The following is an 18,672-nucleotide window of genomic DNA, read 5'->3' as shown; positions in this document are numbered from 1 at the left end:
ATTTTTTTTCAATATAAGGACTCGATTTTTGCAAGGAGCGGCTGAAGTAAAGCCAACAAATCGTTCGACTTAAGAGGGGGCTAATTATGTTAATGGGTAAATTTCGTTTTATGAAAGCGCTTATATTAGTGCTAGCTTTGATTGTCAATGTACTGGCAATGCCCATTCAACCTGCCTATGCGGCAGATGAGTATGACACATTACGCGCGAAAATTTATGATCTTACCACTGGTGGACCTACTTTCGATCCAGCGGACCCGGACATCAGCGGCAAGATTACCAATATTACAACACTTGCTCAGACGAATTGGGATACGATGAATAAGGCTGCAGGAAGAACTTATTTGTGGAGTGATATGGCAACGACGACGGAATCGGAGCATGTTTCAGGAAGCTATCAACGGTTAGAAGCGATGACGCTAGCCTATGTGACTAGAGGTTCAACGCTTCAAAACAACGCAGCATTGCTGGAGGATATTATAAGTGCCATGGATTGGATGTACACGAACCGATATAACACTAGTGTAGCGTATAGAGGTTATGACAATTGGTTTGACTGGCAAATCTCTTCTCCACTCAGCATCAATAACATAACAACTTGGATTTATTCCAGTTTAACCGCAACGCAGATTACGAATTGGCACGCTGTCATCGACTATCAAGCGCTTACTTGGGGAGCCAGCCTGACTGGAGCTAATCGCGTATGGGCTTGCAACATTAAAATTACAAGCGGAATTATTGTCAAGAACAGTGCCAAAATCATCTTAGGCAGGGACCAGCTTAGTTCAGTATTTGATTATGTGACTTCCGGTGAAGGCATGTATAGCGACGGTTCATTTCTTCAACATACCGCACTAATACCTTACAACGGCGGATATGGCATAAATTTACTCGATAATTTAACCAAAGTGATGTATGTCGTTGCAGGTTCTACATGGGATATAACAGATCCGGATGTGAATAACATCTATCAATGGGTTTATAATGCTTTTGAACCGCTATTTTATAATACTTCCATGGCCGATATGGTCAGAGGAAGAAACATTGCAAGATTAGCCAGCGATGATAATGGATTAACGTCAATAGGTTCGCTTGGAGCTTCCGTAGCAAGGATGGCAGTGTCAGCACCATCTGCGGACGATCGGGCAGCCTATAAATCAATGATTAAGAAATGGATGACAGAAGCTACGTCTCCTACCAAGTATGCTGATTTGGTTATGATCAGCTCTATTGTGCAAACGAAACAAATCATGAGTGATCCGTCTGTTACCACGAGAGATGCGCTGATCATGAACAAACAATACCCCAACATGGCTAGAGCCATACACCATAGACCAGGATTCGGTTTTGGCATCAGTATGTCATCCAATAAAATCGGGAATTTTGAAATTGTTAATAATGAGAATTTAAAGGGCTGGCATACCGGAGACGGAATGACCTATCTCTATAATTCCGATTTGACACAATACAAGGATTCTTACTGGCCAACTGTAAACAGCTATCGTTTACCTGGCACGACAGTCAATCAGAACACAACGGCAGCAGCTAATGTCAAAAATCCGAATAGTTGGGTTGGCGGCACAGAAATATCGGGACAATATGGGATCACAGGCATGCAATACACGGCTAATGCCGCTACGCTGACAGCGAAGAAATCATGGTTCATGTTCGATGATGAGATTGTGAGTCTTGGAGCTGGTATAACGTCCACAGACAACAAGGTAGCTGAAACCATTGTTGAAAATCGAAAGCTGAACAGCTCTGCTAACAATGCGCTTACTGTAAATGGAGCCGCAAAGTCAACCACGCTAGGTTGGAATGAAACAATGACCGGAGTCACTAAGGTCCATTTGGCCGGAAATGTGGCAGGATCAGACATCGGTTACTATTTCCCAACAGCAACGACATTAAAGGGATTGCGCGAGGCGCGAACAGACTCATGGTCGAGCATTAATCAGTACTACACAGCTGCGGAATACTTTACGAACTATACACGCAACTATATGAATCTGTGGTTCGATCACGGCACGAATCCGACGAATGCCCAGTATGCCTATGTGCTACTGCCAGGTATGTCAAGCGGACAGTTGGATACGTATGCAGCTAATCCGGATATTACTGTCGTTGAAAATTCAACCGCTGCACAGGCTGTGCAAGAAAATGCACTTGGCATACTAGGTATTAACTTCTGGAATGATGCGGCCAAAACGGTGAGTGGTGTCAGCAGCAACAAAAAGGCGTCCGTCATGGTCCGCACGACCGAGAATGGAACGGAAGTTTCCGTATCTGATCCAACGTTGGCCAATACGGGTACTATTCAACTTACGCTTACGCAAAATCTGGGACCGGTTGCTTATAAGGATTCACGGATTACGACGAGCACCAGTGGCGGTACAACTACAATCACAGTCAATGTGAACGGGGCTGGGGGGAAAAGCATTAAGGCGTTTTTTGCAACGCCTACAGGTGTCCCGATTACCGGGTATACGGTGAATGAAGATTTCAACGACATGTTGCCTGGCACGTTGACCGGGCAAAATGGTTGGATTATGAATAACGCAGGTGTGGCTGCGAATACCGTTGTTGTACAGCCTTTGAATGCTGATAACACAGAAAAATCACTGAAAGTAACGACAGCATCAACTAGCGGAAGTGCCGAAGCATATCGTCTGTTTAATGCCCCTCAAAGCGGCTACATTACAGTGGAAGCGACCGTGACAGCCGATGATGCCAATTGGAAAAATGCGCTCATCGTTGCGGACAACAGCTTAGCTACCAATAACAATGCGGCACAGCTAGTGATGCAAAGCGGCAAAATTTGGGGCTATAACGGCAGCACCAAAACCGATGTGTTAACAGGGATTACGAATGGCCAGCCGTATCGCTTGAAAGTCGTGATCAATGCGTCAACGAAAAAATACGACGTCTACGTCAACGAAGCGCTGCTCGCTACGGGCTGGGACTACCGTTACAACGTGGCCACGCTCGACAAGTTCTCTACCTCCATCGCTGGCAACGCAAGCTCGATGAGCGTGGACGATGTGAAAGTATCATATAAGCCGCTTACGTTAACTAATTTAATCGATGAGAATTTTAACAGCATGACGCTTGGTAATCTGAATGGGCAAGGCGGTTGGGTATTCGATAACGGCGGCGTCACGGGAAATACGGGCGTAGTACAGATGGTAAGCGGATCGGCTACGAACAAGGCAGCCAAATTGACGACAACGTCCACCTCTGGCAAAGCTGAGGCGTATAAAGTGTTTACCGCGCCTGCAAACAGCACGGTCATTGCAGAAGCGACTGTTACCGCCGATGACGATAACTGGAAAAATGCTTTAGTAATCTCGGACAGCGGTATCACTTCGAACAATAGTGCTGCTCATCTCATTATGCAAGCAGGAAGAATTTGGGGTTATAACGGTGGGACTCAAACGAACATACAAACCTCAACCAAGAACGGAGAACCTTACCATCTTAAAGTGATTATCAATACAGCAACGAAAAAGTTCGATGTCTATGTGAATGGCGAGCTGCGAGGCTCACAGTGGAACTATCGGTATACCGGATTGACCAAGGTTGACAGGCTGGGCTCAGCGATCGGCGGCAACGCCAGCTCAATGAGTGTAGATGATGCCAAGGTTAGCTATAATCCATAGTCTGTAACAAGGAAGCCTGAGTTTCAAAATATCAGGCTTCTTTGTGTATTTGTTGCTAATGTGCTGAAGTTGCGGAACGTATTAGCCCCATGGGCTTTATTTCTTCCGCATGTTAATCCAACAAAGAAATGTAGATTGATGAGCCCTATCAAAATCGGTATGTTAAACCTGTTAGCTATGAAGCCTAGGAGGATGATTATGCCTGCAACGATTGTGACTTACTCCGTACCGTCTATTTACGCGGAATCAACGTATTATTCAGTGAAGGCGGATCATATCGGAATACCGGTGATCTCTTTTCTGACGGATCGTGATTATGATTACGCTCATTTCTCCTTTTCCGGTTCAACGACTATTACCATCACGGCGTGCGAGCCGATCGATACGTATTCGATAAGTCCGTTAGCTTTTGAAATTCAAGGTACGGTAGTGGGGAACAAGCTGACCTTCAACCTCCAGGAGTCCCGATATCTCATTTTAAAAATCAACAAGTTGAAGGAGCTCGTCCTCATCGCAGATCCGCTTGAAGTGAGCGCTCCACCTGAATCTGGCAAGGGGATCTATCATGTGGTTGCTAATTATGGCGCTGATCTGACGGGGAAAACGATAGCAACTTCAGCAATTCAAGCGGCAATCAATGATGCCAACTCAGCTGGCGGGGGTGTTGTCTATGTTCCTGAGGGGGTTTTCCTGATCGGCAATCTGCTCCTGAAAAGTCATGTTACCCTTTATCTTCAAGGTGGAGCTGTACTTAGAGCAACCGATCAGAAAGAGGATTACACGGTCGATTTTCATAAAGATAGCCTAAATTATGATGGAACCTGGCTCATCCAAACAGAACCCAATTCCACCCATATTGCGATCACTGGTCGAGGGACAATCGATGGGAACGGTTCCTGGTTGAGAGCGAATCAAAGCTTTGTTAGCAATTTAATTGTGCCTATACGTACCTCCAACTTTACGATTGACGGCATTATTGGGCGAGATGCCGGCCTCTGGGCGCTTATTCCTACTCGTTCTACTCATGTAAACATTACGAACTACAAGGGCTTTCAATCGTTGGTTGACTATGAGGATGACGCCATTGATATCGTAGAGTCGCAGAATGTGTTAGTTACACATACAATTGCCATTTCAGAAGATGACCCGTTCTCCACCAAAACCTGGAATGAAGCAACGGATATTGCCCAAAATTGGCCGGGCTCGCCGCAAGTGCTTGAGAATGTGACGTTCGATGATTGTATAGCATGGACCTGCTGTGCGGCTTTTAAAGTAGGGATGGGGGTAGAAAAAGCGCAACGGAATGTCGCTTTTACCAATAGTTACGTCTATCAAGCCAGCCGTGCATTAGCGATTCATCATCGCTTTGGTAAGGCTACCGTGGAGAATCTCACCTTCCAGAACATCGATATTGAGCAAGTCATCCATACAAGAAATGGACCTTTTTGGCTGCATTTTGAAATCGAAGACAGTGGAAGAGGGATTGGACCCGTTACCCAGGTGCTTTTAAAAAATATTAACGTACGCGATCAAGGCCGACTCCCATCGATGCTGCGTGGAACAGATCCTTTCCTGATTGAAGGCGTTACCTTTGAGCAGATCTATATGATGGGTAGTACGAAGCCTGCAGCAAGCTTGGATGAGATGAATATACGCGTAAAAGAATTATACGTTGTGGATGATATCCGATAACGAATGGAGGAGGTGATTTGATTGCGAATACTGCTAACTGACTTACCCTATAATGGACAAATAGAGACAAATCAATCGCAAAAGCCATGGGAACAGACAACAGGTTGGCCATGTCGATGGGTGACATACAGTGAGGAGGCTAAACCTCCCTATGTGATTGTTTATCGCTGCAAATTCACTTTAAGTGAAGCTCTTCGTCTTAGGGTGCACGTCTCTGGGGATGAAAGGTATGAGCTGTTTCTGGATCACGTAAGGATCGGCCGAGGCAGCGAACGTGGGGACCGCACCAACTGGTTTTATGAAACGTATGAGGTCGAGGTTGCCGCAGGAGAGCATCAATGGATTGCACGCTGCTGGGCGTTAGGCGAACATAAGCCGTGGGCACAGGTAAGCGTACAGCCAGGTTTTCTGCTTAGTCCGGATGATGAAGCACTCGCACCTCTGATGGGTACAGGTGTTGCTCATTGGGAAGCGAAGCCGATGCTGGGCTATCGTTTTGTGCCGCTGACATCCAGCATCGGTACCGGTGCAAAACTGGACATTGATGGTGCGTCTTTCGATTGGGATGCTCTGCTAGGGGGAGGTGACGGATGGCTTGTGGTACAACCTATGGGGAATGTCTACCATAGTAAGGACAATTATCATTTTTCGTCGGTGCAGCGGCTTATGCGACCAGCTACATTGCCGGCGATGCAAGAGGTTAGCGTGACTGCGATACGTGTACGTTTTGTAGAGCAAGCTGGTATCCAGGAATCAGACGAACATCCGATCGTCGCAAGTCGCGATTTGATAGAGGAGCATGAGCTTTGGAATAGTTTACTTACCGGGCAACCGACTCACATTCCAGCAAATACACATAGACGAGTCATTATCGATCTAGGGGATTATTATTGTTTCTACCCAGAGCTTGTCGTTTCGGGAGGAAAAGGTTCTGTCATTCGACTCCATTGGGAGGAGTCTTTCTATGATGAAGCGGATGGTGGACGCAAGACGAACCGGAATGATATTGCGGGTAAATGGTTTAGAGGATACGGCGATACGTTTCGTCCGGATGGCGGGACGTGCCGAAGTTTCGATTCGTTGTGGTGGCATGCGGGACGTTATGGCGAGTTGATCGTGGAGACGGGGAGCGAAGCGCTGGACTTGAAGGCGTTTAGGTTGCTGGAAACGAGATATCCGTTGGAGATGGAAGGTTCAATCGAGAGTAGTGATGAACGCCTAAATCATGTCGTTAAGTCATCGTTTAGGACGCTGCAAATGTGTGCACACGAAACCTATATGGATTGCCCTTATTGGGAGCAGCTCATGTATGTGGGGGATACACGCATTCAATCGCTTATTACCTACGTGAGTACGCTCGACGCTCGATTACCGCGTAAAGCAATGGACATGTTCCGAGTTTCTCGCAACAACCATCTTGGACTTGTGAACTGTGCTTACCCGGACCAAAATGGTAAACATATTTCCTCCTTCTCCTTGTGGTGGGTGGCGATGGTCTATGATTATGCCCTGTGGAGAGTTGACCGGGAATGGATTCGTTTCATGATGAGCAGCGTTCGGGATGAGTTGGATCGGTTGTTGCAAAATCGTTCATCGAATGGAGCGGTAAAGCTGCCTATTTCTTGGAACTTCATGGACTGGCAGACTGCGCCGTCAGATGCATGGAACTCGGGCACACCGCCGCATGGCGCAGATCGCTTGAATGCAGCCTACAATCTACAGATGATTCATACGTTGGAGCTGGTTGCCAAACTTGAAGCTTATTTAGGTGAAACAGAATTGGAATCACGAGCAAGACGTCTGGCAAAAGAACTGGGCAACGTCGTTGAGCAACTGTTCTGGAATGAGGAGAGAGGGCTGTTTGCGGACGAAACTTCCCATCAGTATTATTCGGAGCATGCACAAGTGCTTTCCTTATTATGCGAGTCGATTTCGCCTGAATTAAACCGTCGCCTTGTACCTGGAATACTGAAGACGGCCAACGATTTGATGCGCACTAGCGTGTATTTCGATCACTATATGTTCGATGTGTTAGCGTCTGCCAATCAAGTTGAAACGCTGCTGGACAGACTCGAGCCTTGGTTCGGCATGGAGGCAACTGGTCTTAAGACAACGCCGGAAATATTCCTAGATTCCACGCGTTCGGATTGTCATGCTTGGGGTGCTCATCCGGTCTACCATCTCTACACCAATTTGCTTGGCATTCGCCCAGCCTCGATGGGTTTTGCATCAGTCGTGATTCGTCCGCAGCTAGGATCTTTGACGCGTCTGCAGGGTAAGCTTCCGCACCCGAACGGCTTTATTGAAGTGAATGTGGCGTGTTGGGACAGCCAATGGCACGTCGAAGTTACAATGCCCCAGAGTTTGCCTGGTACATTGGTTTGGGGCCAAGAAAGCTATCCCTTACATGTGGGGCAGAATGAATTTGAATTTTGATTGTTAGGCTTTTCTTATGGAAATAATTAGCTTTCATCGCTGCTGTCCACTTTAGCCACTTTATACTCCACACTCGTCGCTGGAAAGCTAGAATAGTCCGAAATCTCCGACTTAAAGAAAGGATTCCCATTAGAAAAGGACCGATAGTCAGACTCTGCCGAACTAAATAGCCTATTTTCTTGATTAGGAGCTGTTTGGGATGATTTAGTTCGGCAATTTCGGACTAACTAGGTGTGGATGACGATGACAGCGTAATTAGTTGGATAAAATCGGACTATTCGGTTCCAGAGGAACGACCAAATTAGAGTATCTCGCGCGAATCGTCGCACTAGCCTTTTTTTACTTCCAGATAAATCCATGTTAACTCCGCGAAAGGATGTATATTGCTCCTCCGTCCTTTCAAGGATAGAATGGTAGGATAAACACCTCTTTATCATGAAGGAGAGAGCCCAACTTGAGAAGAAATTGGTTCCATCGCTTGCTACTTTCCTATGTTCCTGTGCTTATTCTTATCGTTTGTTTATTCGTATTTATCGGGGTCGTTCAGCTTAATGATTTGTCCCGCAAAGAAGCCCTGAAATCCAGTGGCGTGTATGTCCAAAATATCCAGAACAGCATCGACATGTCGCTGAACTCCATTGAATTGATGATGTTAGAAACAATAACTCGTAATATTAACATAACGACGTTCGCTGGGATGCAAAGCGATACTAACTTTTTCATCGAACTTTCCAGGCTGCTTCAGAGCTTAACATCTACCAATCCATGGATTGATTCTGCCTACTTGTATCGGGTAGGTGATGGGACGGTTATTAGTGATAAAACAAAGCTGAATGTCGAGCAATTTGGAGATAAAACATTCATTGAAAGTCATATAAATAATCCTGAACTAGATAGCTGGAGTCTGCCTCGTCCCTATCGGACTGTAAAAGATGGGAATCTGGAAGGTACTGTCATTTCCTTGTCCAGAAGTGTTCCCCTGCAAAGCAAAGGCATCGCTATGCTTGTTATTAATGTGAAAATCAGCGGCATTCAAGAGTTTCTAAGCAAATACGGTATATCTGAAGTGAATCAGATTGCACTCAAAGATAGTCAAGGCCAGATGATTTTTGAGCAAAATGGCAAGAATCCGAAGGATGATGATATCACGATCATTTCCAACTACACAGGTTGGACCTATACGAGCTCGCTGAAGAAGGAAGAGCTGGGTAATATTTTTAACTATATGAAGAGTGGCTGGTTTATTGTTGGGTTCTTGGGACTGCTGCTAGCCATTGGCTGGATTGTGTATATTACCCGTAAAAACTATAAGCCAATTGAAACGATTATGTCGCGAATCGAGAAATATAATCAGGTGCATAAAGAGCATCCGATACAAGGACCGACGGTCGATGAACTGAGTTACATTGATTACACGCTCAGCAGCATCATTGAAGTTAGTCAGGAGTATCAGAATCAGAGTCTTGTGAATCAGAAGTATCGACGTATCCAGTTATTCCACGAGATTATTGATGGAAGTCGCCCGCTAGAGCAGGCAGATTGGAACAATGAGATAATGGATTTTGGCATGAAGCAATTGGGAAATGCCGCAGTGAGCATCGTCGAAATTGATAAATATACCGAGTTTATTAGCGGGCATTCCCGAGAGGATCAGGGACTTTTTAAATATATTTTGAAAAAGGTAGTCGAAGAATCGGCAGAAGCTTGTGGTCTGCGCATTTGGCAGGAATGGGTCACGAATCATCGGTTGTGTATTATTTTTCTTGAAGAGCAGCAAGAGACATCACTGGAGTCGACGATGGTGACGCTGACGGATCAAGTCCGTCAATGGATGCAGAATAATCTGAAGCTAACGGTGACATTTGGTTTGGGATGTACGGTACATGAGGTTCAATCGATACATCAGTCCTATGAATCATCGGCTAGGGCGCTGGACTATAAGTCTGCACTTGGCAGCAATCGGGTGATCGGCCATTGGGAAATCGAGCTATTGTCGCATGATGATCTATATGTGTACCTGCAGTATGTACGGACGATTGCTCAAGCTTTCCGTGTCGGTAACGATGGGTGGCAGGAGCAGTTGAAGCTGCTATTTGAGGGTTTGCGTCGCCTTTTGCTTCCCAAAGAGGAGATCAGCGGCATTCTCAGTTACATGAACTATTATTTCTATCGGGAAATGATGGAGCTGCCTCCTGAGTATCAAGAACTATGGAATCGGGAGTTCCGCACACCATGGGATGAGAATATGGAGACACTTGAAACGTTGGATGAGCTGGAATCTTTTTATCTGGTAACCATTACGTCCTGTGCACAGCAAATGGAAGAAATCCGCGTCAGCAAAGGCAATCACGGTGTGGTGCAAAAAGTAAGGGACTACATCGAGGCCAATTTCAGTGATCCCGATCTATCTTTATCGAGCCTAAGTGAACAATTTAATATGAATTCGTCCAGCCTAAGCACCATTTTTAAAGAGGATTTCGGTGAGAAGTTCGTCGTCTATCTCTGCCAAATACGGATGGAGCATGCCAAGGAATTGCTAAGAACGACACCTCTGCCGATCCAAGAAATTTCGGAACGCGTAGGGTATTTACATCAGATGTCGTTCATTCGTGCTTTTAAGAAAATGATTGGCACAACGCCAGGGGATTACCGCAAGGTTCACCAATAGGATCGACACTACTTTCGGAGGTTTTTATGTCAAATATATGGGAACAATTGCTTCATCCGCCTAATGAGTATCGGACCCTCCCGTTTTGGTCATGGAATGATAAATTAGAGATCGCTGAATTAGAACGGCAAATTGAAGAGATGCATAAAGCGGGGATTGGCGGCTTTTTCATGCATGCAAGAGGCGGACTTCAAACCCCCTACATGGGGGAGAAGTGGATGGATGCGATTCGCGCCTGTCTTGTAAAAGGCAAAGAATTAGGCATGTCGCCATGGCTGTATGACGAAAATGGGTGGCCTAGCGGCTTCGCTGACGGGAAGGTGACTGCCAAAGGCGTGGCATTTCAGCAAAAGAAGCTGCTCTGTGAGCACGCGCCTTTTCAAAGTTCTGCCCAACATACGATAGCGAACTACGAGCAGACAGAGAACGAGTATAGACTACTTGGGGATAAGGATGCAGAGAAGGCACAGCTTCGATTGTACTATGAGGTCAATCCTTATTATTTAGATGCTTTAAGCGAGCAAGCTGTGGGGGCATTCATTGAAGCTGCCTATAACACGTATTGGGAGCGTTTTGGTGAGGAGTTCGGGGATGTCATTCAAGGTTTTTTTACCGATGAACCTCAATTTGCTCGTGGTCAATTACCGTGGTCCTTTGAATTAGAAGCAGCATTTCGATCCGCGAATGGATATGAGTTGAAGGACGTGTTGCCAGCGTTATTCTTGCAAATCGACGGCTATGAGAAAGCCAGATACGACTACTGGGCGTGTGTAACAGCGATGTTCACAAAGGCGTATGCGAAGCAAATCGGTGACTGGTGTCAAAGTAAAGGATGGTCCTTTACTGGACATGTTGTGGATGAACAAGCGCTGCAGATTCAAGTAACCTCTGTTGGAGATCCCATGGCGTTCTATGAACATTTGAACATGCCAGGTTGTGATTGGCTCGGTCGTTTCATTGGAGATGAGCCGATTGTCCCGAAACAGGTCGGATCTGTCGCCCATCAACTTGGGAAAAAGCAAACGATTACCGAAAGCTTTGGCTGTTCCGGTTGGGACATTAGCTTCGCGGATTTGAAGCGAATTGGTGAATGGCAGTTCGTCCATGGCATTACGATGATTTGCCAGCATTTGCAGAGCTATAGCCTGAAAGGTCTGCGGAAGCGGGATTATCCGCCATCTTTGTTCGTCCAACAGCCGTGGTGGGAGGACTATAAGGGCTTCAACGATTATTTCGCCAGATTGTCGATGCTGCTGTCGGAGGGGACAAGGCAAGTCGACGTGCTGCTATTGCACCCGATTCGCAGTGCGTGGACCTTGCAGCGCGGAGAGGATCGCTCCGACATTCCGCAGTTCCACGCGGCGTTCGCTCAGCTATCACGCTGGATGTGCCAAGCCTTTATCGAGCATGATTATGGCAGTGAAAGCATCATGGAGGGGCACGGCCATGTGAAAGACGGCCAGTTCATTATTGGAGAGGCGGCGTATCGTGTGGTGGTTCTGCCGCCAAGCGTGACGATTAGCCGAACGTCACTAATGTTGCTGAAACAATTCGTGCAGCAAGGCGGACAATTGATTGCTTGCGCACCCTATCCTCAGCTAGTTGAGGGTGTGGCCGACAGTGAACTTGCGGAATTGCTCCTGCAAGCGTACAAACCGGAGTGGACATCCGCTGCGATAATGGACGTCATAACGAAGGTCAGTGCGCCTTCGATCCGGATGACCGATGAGCACGGAGTTACTATTGCTGCTGACACCATCAATGTACAAACGTTGGAACTTGAGGGATCTCGTTTATTTTATGTCGTCAATTCCGGGGAGGAACACTATGCTCGGGTTGACATTGAACTGCTTCATACAGGGCATGTAAGCTTGATTGATCTAACAAGCGGAGACACAGAATGCCTTGATCAGATCGCAACGGCGGATGGCATTCGGGTACAGCTGCCGCTGCATCCTGGTCAATCCTATATGCTGCGGCTGGAGCCGCGCAATGGACAACCTGCGAACGTTATTGAACAAGTATCGGATAAGAGAAAGAGTGAGAGCGAGAATGAGAGTCAACCCGCCGAGACAACGATTTTAAGCTCCCATTGGGACGTCGTTTCTCTCACCCCAAACAGCCTCACATTGGATACGTGTCGGTTACGTGTGGAGGATGGCGAGTGGTCCGAGCTGCAGCCTGTGATTCTTATTCAGGAACAATTACTAGCACTGGGTCGATCTGTTGATATCGAGTTAGACTTTCCTTTCTATGTTGGTTGGGAAACTGGATATAACAGGGAGCTATTTGTTGTTATGGAAAGCCCTGAGCTTTTCGCCATAGAAGTTAACGGTAGTAAGGTCTCCTCGGAGAGCTGCGGAACGTGGCGAGATGGATCTTTCCACAAAGTCGCTATCAGCGGCAATGTACAGCTCGGGGAAAATCACATTCGCTTAAACAGGCATTTCTATAATTCGCCTGAAACGTATCAAGCGATTGAGAATGCGAAGATATTTGAATCAGAAGGCAATAAATTAACCTTTGATACCGAAATTGAGAGCATCTATCTCCTAGGTGAGTTTGGTGTTGAGTCTCAATCGGGGTATGTGTACGGTGAACGAAATGCGGTTCAGACGGAGGGGGCTTTCGTCCTCAAGGAGATTCCTCAAGTGGTGCATGCGAGTGAACTTGTTCAGCAAGGACTACCTTTCTTCGCAGGTACGATTCGATTGCGACAGCACATCGTTGTGAATTGGAAGGATGGCGCTGCTGCTAAGTGGTTCTTCCCTGAACCTCCTCATGCTGCTGTATCCAAACTGTGGATAAATGGACTCGAAGTTCGAACCTTCTTGTGGGAACCGTATGAGGCTGACATTGGAGGATACCTGGTTGCTGGGGAGAATGTCATCGAAATGGAGCTGACGAATAGCTGCCGGAACTTACTGGGTCCTCATCATCATATCCACGGTGAAATTTACAAAGTAGGCCCATCTAGTTTCACAAATACACCAGGTTGGATGGACAAAGGGATACCTCAGGGAGTCTCGATGTATGTAGACAGATTCGCGTTCGTCAGGTTCGGATTGCCAGTGCCGCCGCGTATTGTGGTTTCATTTATCTAAAAAACAGATCATAGACAGATGTTCATCTGCCTGTGATCTGTTTTTTTACTTTTTACTGTAAAACATACAGCTAATTTCGTCCGAATTCGCGGGGAATTACATGTACATTTTCCATTTATTACACAAAAATGACTGATAAGCTGAAAAATAGCTGGATTTTTTCCAGTTATTTGGATCGCGCCGTGGTTTCATATGCTAGTTGGAGCAGCACGCGAAACCGTTTAATTCGTTAATTCAACTCTCTAAATCGCTCCGGCGTCAGGCCAATTTGTTTGCGAAAGCTCGCAATAAAGTGACTCGTATCTCGAAAGCCAACACGCACAGCAATTTCTTTAATGGCGCGATGTCTGTCGACTAGCAGCATTTCTTTGGATTTGCGAAGTCGCATCATGATGAGGTAGGCATAAGGAGAGAGGCCGAAAGCATGCTGAAACAACGTATTCAAATGTCGTGGTGTAATCGCAAGGACAGCAGCCATCTGTTCGATCCCGGTATCCGGATTCGGATAGTGATCTTCGAGCCAATCGGTTAGTGGCTGTAAATGAAGCATCTGATTCGTAATCGAAGTGCGATTATTGATTTGTGCGTGCTTTTTTATCTGAATCAAGAAATGGTACAAATCCGCGGATGCATCATAGCCAGAATAATCGGCTTGCGTCTGAAGTTTGTTCAAAATATGGGTGAGAGCAAGGTTTAAAGGACCTTCCTCATCCCAACGGAAGACGGCAGATTCAAGCATGCCTAATGTACTTAAGATCGTATGCACACTAGTGCCTCCGAACGTAACGTACTGTGTGCACCAGGTATCCGTAACGGCATAATAAGCGTGCGGTTCACCGGGCAGCATGAGGACACCGGAACCTTTCGATAAAAGGACTTTCCTATTGCCCATTTCATATTCGCCTTCACCAGAAAAAGTCTGAAGCCATTGATAGTGAGGTAGGCCATCTTTGCGGTTGAGCATCTCCTGATCTTCGTGATGACCAATGCTATCGATATATAAAGGGTAGGGCTGGGCTGTACTTGGCGTTAGTAGAAATCGGGTATGCACCATCCATCCTCCTGTTCCATTTTCTTATATAGGATTGCTTTTATATTATATTTTAACATGATTGTGAATTTAATATAATGTACTTATTCTTATATGAAATTACATGAAGAGGTGCGAATCATGATACATCCTAAGCTGCCAAAAATTTGGTATGGTGGAGATTACAATCCAGAACAATGGGATAAAGAAGTTATGGACGAGGATTTACGCATGTTTAATCTTGCGGGAATTGATGTCGCAACGATCAATGTATTTTCGTGGGCGCTGTCACAACCGAATGAAGATACTTACGATTTTACTTGGCTAGATGACATCATTAATCGTCTCCATGCGAATGGAACCTATGTGTGTTTGGCTACAAGCACGGGGGCACATCCTGCTTGGATGGCTAAGAAATATCCGGATGTTTGTCGCGTGGATTTTGAAGGACGCAAACATAAATTTGGCATGAGGCATAATTCTTGTCCCAACAGTCCAACATTTCGTATCTATTCAGAGCGAATTGCAGAGAAATTAGCTGAACGATACAAAGATCATGAAGCCATTCTCATTTGGCACGTTTCCAATGAATATGGTGGTTATTGCTACTGTGATAACTGCGCGGAGGCATTTCGAACTTGGCTGCAAGAGCGCTATACAACATTAGATCAATTAAATAAGGCTTGGTATACCGGTTTCTGGGGACATACGTTCTACGAGTGGGATGAAATCGTTCCGCCAAATGCACTTTCGGAGGAAACGGCCGGCGATCGTTCACGCTTCCAATCGATTTCATTAGATTATCGTAGATTCATGTCCGATAGTTTACTGGATTGCTACAAGTTGGAGTATAACGCGATCAGACGTCATTCCCCGGAGCTGTCAATAACGACGAATTTAATGGGGCTTTACAAAGAATTAGACTATTTCAAATGGGCTCCTTATTTGGATGTCATCTCATGGGACAACTATCCATCGCTAGACACGCCGGTCAGTCTCACTTCCATGACGCATGATCTTATGCGTGGATTAAAAGACGGTCAGCCGTTTATGTTGATGGAACAAACACCAAGTCAACAGAACTGGCAAAAATATAACTCGTTGAAACGTCCTGGTGTTATGAAACTATGGAGCTATCAGGCGGTTGCCCATGGTGCGGATACGATATTATTTTTCCAGTTGCGTCGTTCCGCAGGTGCTTGTGAGAAATTCCATGGCGCTGTCATTGAGCATGTTGGACATGAACATACGCGTGTATTCCGTGAATGCGCGGAGTTAGGGCATGAACTGGTGCGCTTATCAGATAAAGTATTGGACGCAAGAGTGAGAGCACGTGTGGGTATTGTTTTCGATTGGGAAAATCGCTGGGCGGTAGGCCTGTCGAGCGGCCCGACAATCGCATTAAATTATGTTGATGAAGTTCATAAATATTATGACGCTCTGTTCCAAGAAAATATTCAAGCGGACCTCATCGGCACGGATACGGATCTCACGGGCTACGATATTGTCATTGCACCTGTACTTTATATGGTGAAAGAGGGATATGCGAAGCGCGTGGAACAATTCGTTCATGCTGGAGGAACTTTCCTGACTACTTTCTTCAGCGGTATCGTCAACGAGCATGATCGCGTAACCCTGGGTGGATATCCGGGTGAGCTGCGCAATGTTCTTGGCATTTGGGCAGAAGAAATCGATGCGTTATTCCCCGATCAGAGCAACCAAATTCAGCTGAATGAGCAATGGGGCGCCCTAGATGGAAGCTACGAATGCGGTATCCTGTGTGATTTAATCCATGCTGAGGGAGCCGAAGTAAAAGCTGTATATGGCAAGGATTTCTATCAAGGCATGCCTGTATTGACTGTAAATACATATGGAGCGGGTCAAGCGTGGTACGTCGCTTCCAGTCCTGAGCCAGCATTTTTACAAGGGCTGCTAGGCAACTTGTGCCAAGATAAAGGGATTACTGCACCAATTCCACCTGTGCCTGGTGTTGAGGTTTCTACGAGAACCAATGAACAGAACGAGTCATTCGTCTTTATTTTAAACCATAATGACCAAGCTACTACGATTTCCCTCGGGGATTTGAAGGGGACGGATTTACTATCCGGCGATTTCATTGAACATGAAGCAACACTTGCAGCCAAGCAAGTCCTCATCATTGAAAAGTAGACTCATTTTCTTACTTTAGAAAAGCCGTAACCCTTGCTGCAGTGAGGGTTACAGCTTTTCATGTATTTATTATATAACTTTAAGCTTCTTTAATAATCTTGTAGTTAGGCTTCACTTTCGTGAAATTTGGATTTTCCCCGCTAACCATTAACCCCATGCCCCAGTCAAAATGCTCTTGCGTGGTCGGGAAATCACTCGCCTCCCGATATTGAAACAATACATTTCTCCGCGTTCTCGAGCTCTTATTCGAAGATGAACCATGGATCGTTAAGTAGTTGAAGAATAGAACATCGCCAGCTTCCGCTTCACAAGGTGTTCCCATATGGATTGGATACTCTTTGTGATTGAGGTAATGCGTACCGATATGTTGCAAGCTTCCTGCAAGATGTGAGCCCGGGATGACGCGTAGACAGCCATTCTCTTCATCCGCACGATCCAAGTGAACACTAGCCGCTAACATCGTATGGTTCTCATGCGGGAAATACGGATAATCTTGATGCATCGGGAAGGCAGCGCCATTCTCTGGTGGCTTGACCAGCATTTTGGAATGATGAAGCTGAACGTTGGGCCCAATAATTTGTCTCAAAACCGCTACCATATTCGGATGAATGACGGCTCGCATGAAGGATGCATCGTGATAATGCACATCATGAAAGCCTTTAAGAACAAGCTTCTTCAGCTCTTCAGCGGGTAGATAATCCCCTTGCCAAGCAGCATTACTATCGGCTTTCGCGTGAGCAGCACGTAGAATAATGTTCTCAACAGCCTCTCTCATCTCCACAACTTCCGCTTCATTAAATACCCCTTTGACTAGCAAGTAACCATTTTCTTTGTAAAAATCGACATCTTTAGGTTGTATCATCGTATCATGCCTCCAATTTGTAGTTGCTCATTAAGCCGCTTTCTATCTATAATTATAGGAGATATTGACGGTGTAATCTTTTTCAACAGAGGACATACTTTTGCACAATAAGGCCATTTTTCCCGAAAAAGGTGAAGCTCATGTTTCAGTATAAGGAAACGTATGCGATGTTGAATGAAGCTTTAACTGTAATCCAAGGTGCGGAAGCTGTCTTTAAAGTGCATTATTGGGGAGTGGATCCTTGTTTGTATGATAATCAACCCCATAAGCATTCTTTTTTTGAGATATGTTACATTTTGGATGGAGAAGGTCTGTATTCAGAGGAAGACATGGTCTATTCACTTCGAGCAGGCACGCTTTTTTGCTCAAAACCCGGTATTACCCACCAAATTCGTACGGAAAAAGGGTTGAATATTTTATTTATCGCGTTTGAGCTGGATGAAACCTTATGTGATGATGCAATGCGTGAAACATTCAATGGGCTTGCACTCCACGGTGATGCTGTTCTGTATGAGGCAGATGATGTACCAACTGTGCAATTATGGCGATCACTTCTCATCCGAGAGGGGCACGGAAGTCTCCCGTATGCAGCCATTCATTCGGTTGCCTATGCCTTGCTGGTGTCGTTCCCTGCTGTATTCGGAAGGCAATCTAAGATGCCTATTATCCGGCATAAAAGCACACATATTTTGATGCGGCGGGCCAAGCTCTATATCCGTGATAATCTCTCGCAAGCTCTTCAGCTCAAAGATGTTGCAAGCTATTTGAGCGTATCGGAGCGCCATCTATCTCGGCTATTCTCGGAGGGAATCCATGAGAGCTTCACTAATTTCATTCGGAGTGAGCGTATTCGCCAAGCGGCGCATCTGCTGCTGAGCAGCGACCTGCCTATTAAAGAAATTGCTGAATTGACGGGGTTTTCTTCCGTTCATTATTTTACACGTACGTTCTTACTGGAGAAGAAGGTTCCTCCTGGCCGTTTCCGCCAAAAAGAGAAGCGATAGAATGGCTAACAATTTGCTACTTATGTTAATTCTACCCATATCGTATAA

Annotated in this window: 9 protein-coding genes; 7 read left to right on the top strand and 2 right to left on the bottom strand. The window is 45.8% G+C overall.

Annotated elements, in window-relative coordinates; all coding sequences use genetic code 11:
• Positions 1-92 precede the first annotated feature (92 nt).
• The 5 genes from AB4114_RS03290 to AB4114_RS03270 all read left to right on the top strand — a co-directional run bounded on the left by AB4114_RS03290 (position 93) and on the right by AB4114_RS03270 (position 13,559).
• Positions 93-3,659, top strand: coding sequence for a polysaccharide lyase 8 family protein (locus AB4114_RS03290; protein ID WP_441987121.1), 3,567 nt, complete (start codon positions 93-95; stop codon positions 3,657-3,659).
• Between the two features lie 198 nt (positions 3,660-3,857).
• Positions 3,858-5,351, top strand: a complete 1,494-nt coding sequence (locus tag AB4114_RS03285; RefSeq protein WP_441987120.1) for a glycoside hydrolase family 28 protein — start codon at positions 3,858-3,860, stop codon at positions 5,349-5,351.
• A 21-nt stretch (positions 5,352-5,372) separates the two neighbouring features.
• Positions 5,373-7,787 carry an alpha-L-rhamnosidase-related protein gene (locus AB4114_RS03280; protein ID WP_441987119.1) on the top strand — a complete coding sequence of 805 codons (2,415 nt, stop codon included), beginning with the start codon at positions 5,373-5,375 and terminating at the stop codon, positions 7,785-7,787.
• A gap of 454 nt (positions 7,788-8,241) precedes the next feature.
• The gene (locus tag AB4114_RS03275) at positions 8,242-10,455 is read left to right on the top strand and encodes a helix-turn-helix domain-containing protein (RefSeq protein WP_441987118.1); all 2,214 of its coding nucleotides are present in this window, start codon (positions 8,242-8,244) and stop codon (positions 10,453-10,455) included.
• A gap of 26 nt (positions 10,456-10,481) precedes the next feature.
• Complete coding sequence (locus tag AB4114_RS03270) at positions 10,482-13,559, top strand: glycosyl hydrolase (protein WP_441987117.1); 3,078 nt, start codon at positions 10,482-10,484, stop codon at positions 13,557-13,559.
• Between the two features lie 229 nt (positions 13,560-13,788).
• Here the strand turns inward: AB4114_RS03270 and AB4114_RS03265 are convergent, their stop codons facing one another.
• Complete coding sequence (locus tag AB4114_RS03265) at positions 13,789-14,613, bottom strand: AraC family transcriptional regulator (RefSeq protein ID WP_441987116.1); 825 nt, start codon at positions 14,611-14,613, stop codon at positions 13,789-13,791.
• Between the two features lie 117 nt (positions 14,614-14,730).
• Between AB4114_RS03265 and AB4114_RS03260 the strand changes: the two genes are divergently transcribed.
• Positions 14,731-16,758 carry a beta-galactosidase gene (locus AB4114_RS03260; RefSeq protein WP_441987115.1) on the top strand — a complete coding sequence of 676 codons (2,028 nt, stop codon included), beginning with the start codon at positions 14,731-14,733 and terminating at the stop codon, positions 16,756-16,758.
• A 79-nt stretch (positions 16,759-16,837) separates the two neighbouring features.
• On the opposite strand, the gene AB4114_RS03255 is transcribed toward AB4114_RS03260, so the two are convergent.
• Positions 16,838-17,620, bottom strand: a complete 783-nt coding sequence (locus tag AB4114_RS03255) for a phytanoyl-CoA dioxygenase family protein (RefSeq protein WP_441987114.1) — start codon at positions 17,618-17,620, stop codon at positions 16,838-16,840.
• A 140-nt stretch (positions 17,621-17,760) separates the two neighbouring features.
• Here AB4114_RS03255 and AB4114_RS03250 point away from each other — a divergent pair, with 140 nt between their 5' ends.
• Positions 17,761-18,624, top strand: a complete 864-nt coding sequence (locus AB4114_RS03250; protein ID WP_441987113.1) for a helix-turn-helix domain-containing protein — start codon at positions 17,761-17,763, stop codon at positions 18,622-18,624.
• Positions 18,625-18,672 lie beyond the last annotated feature (48 nt).

The sequence above is a fragment of the Paenibacillus sp. 2RAB27 genome (assembly GCF_052115445.1).
In the GTDB taxonomy this organism is placed as follows: Bacteria; Bacillota; Bacilli; order Paenibacillales; family NBRC-103111; genus Paenibacillus_E.
Note: the sequence above shows the minus strand (reverse complement) of the source record. Positions and strands in the feature narration are given on the sequence as shown.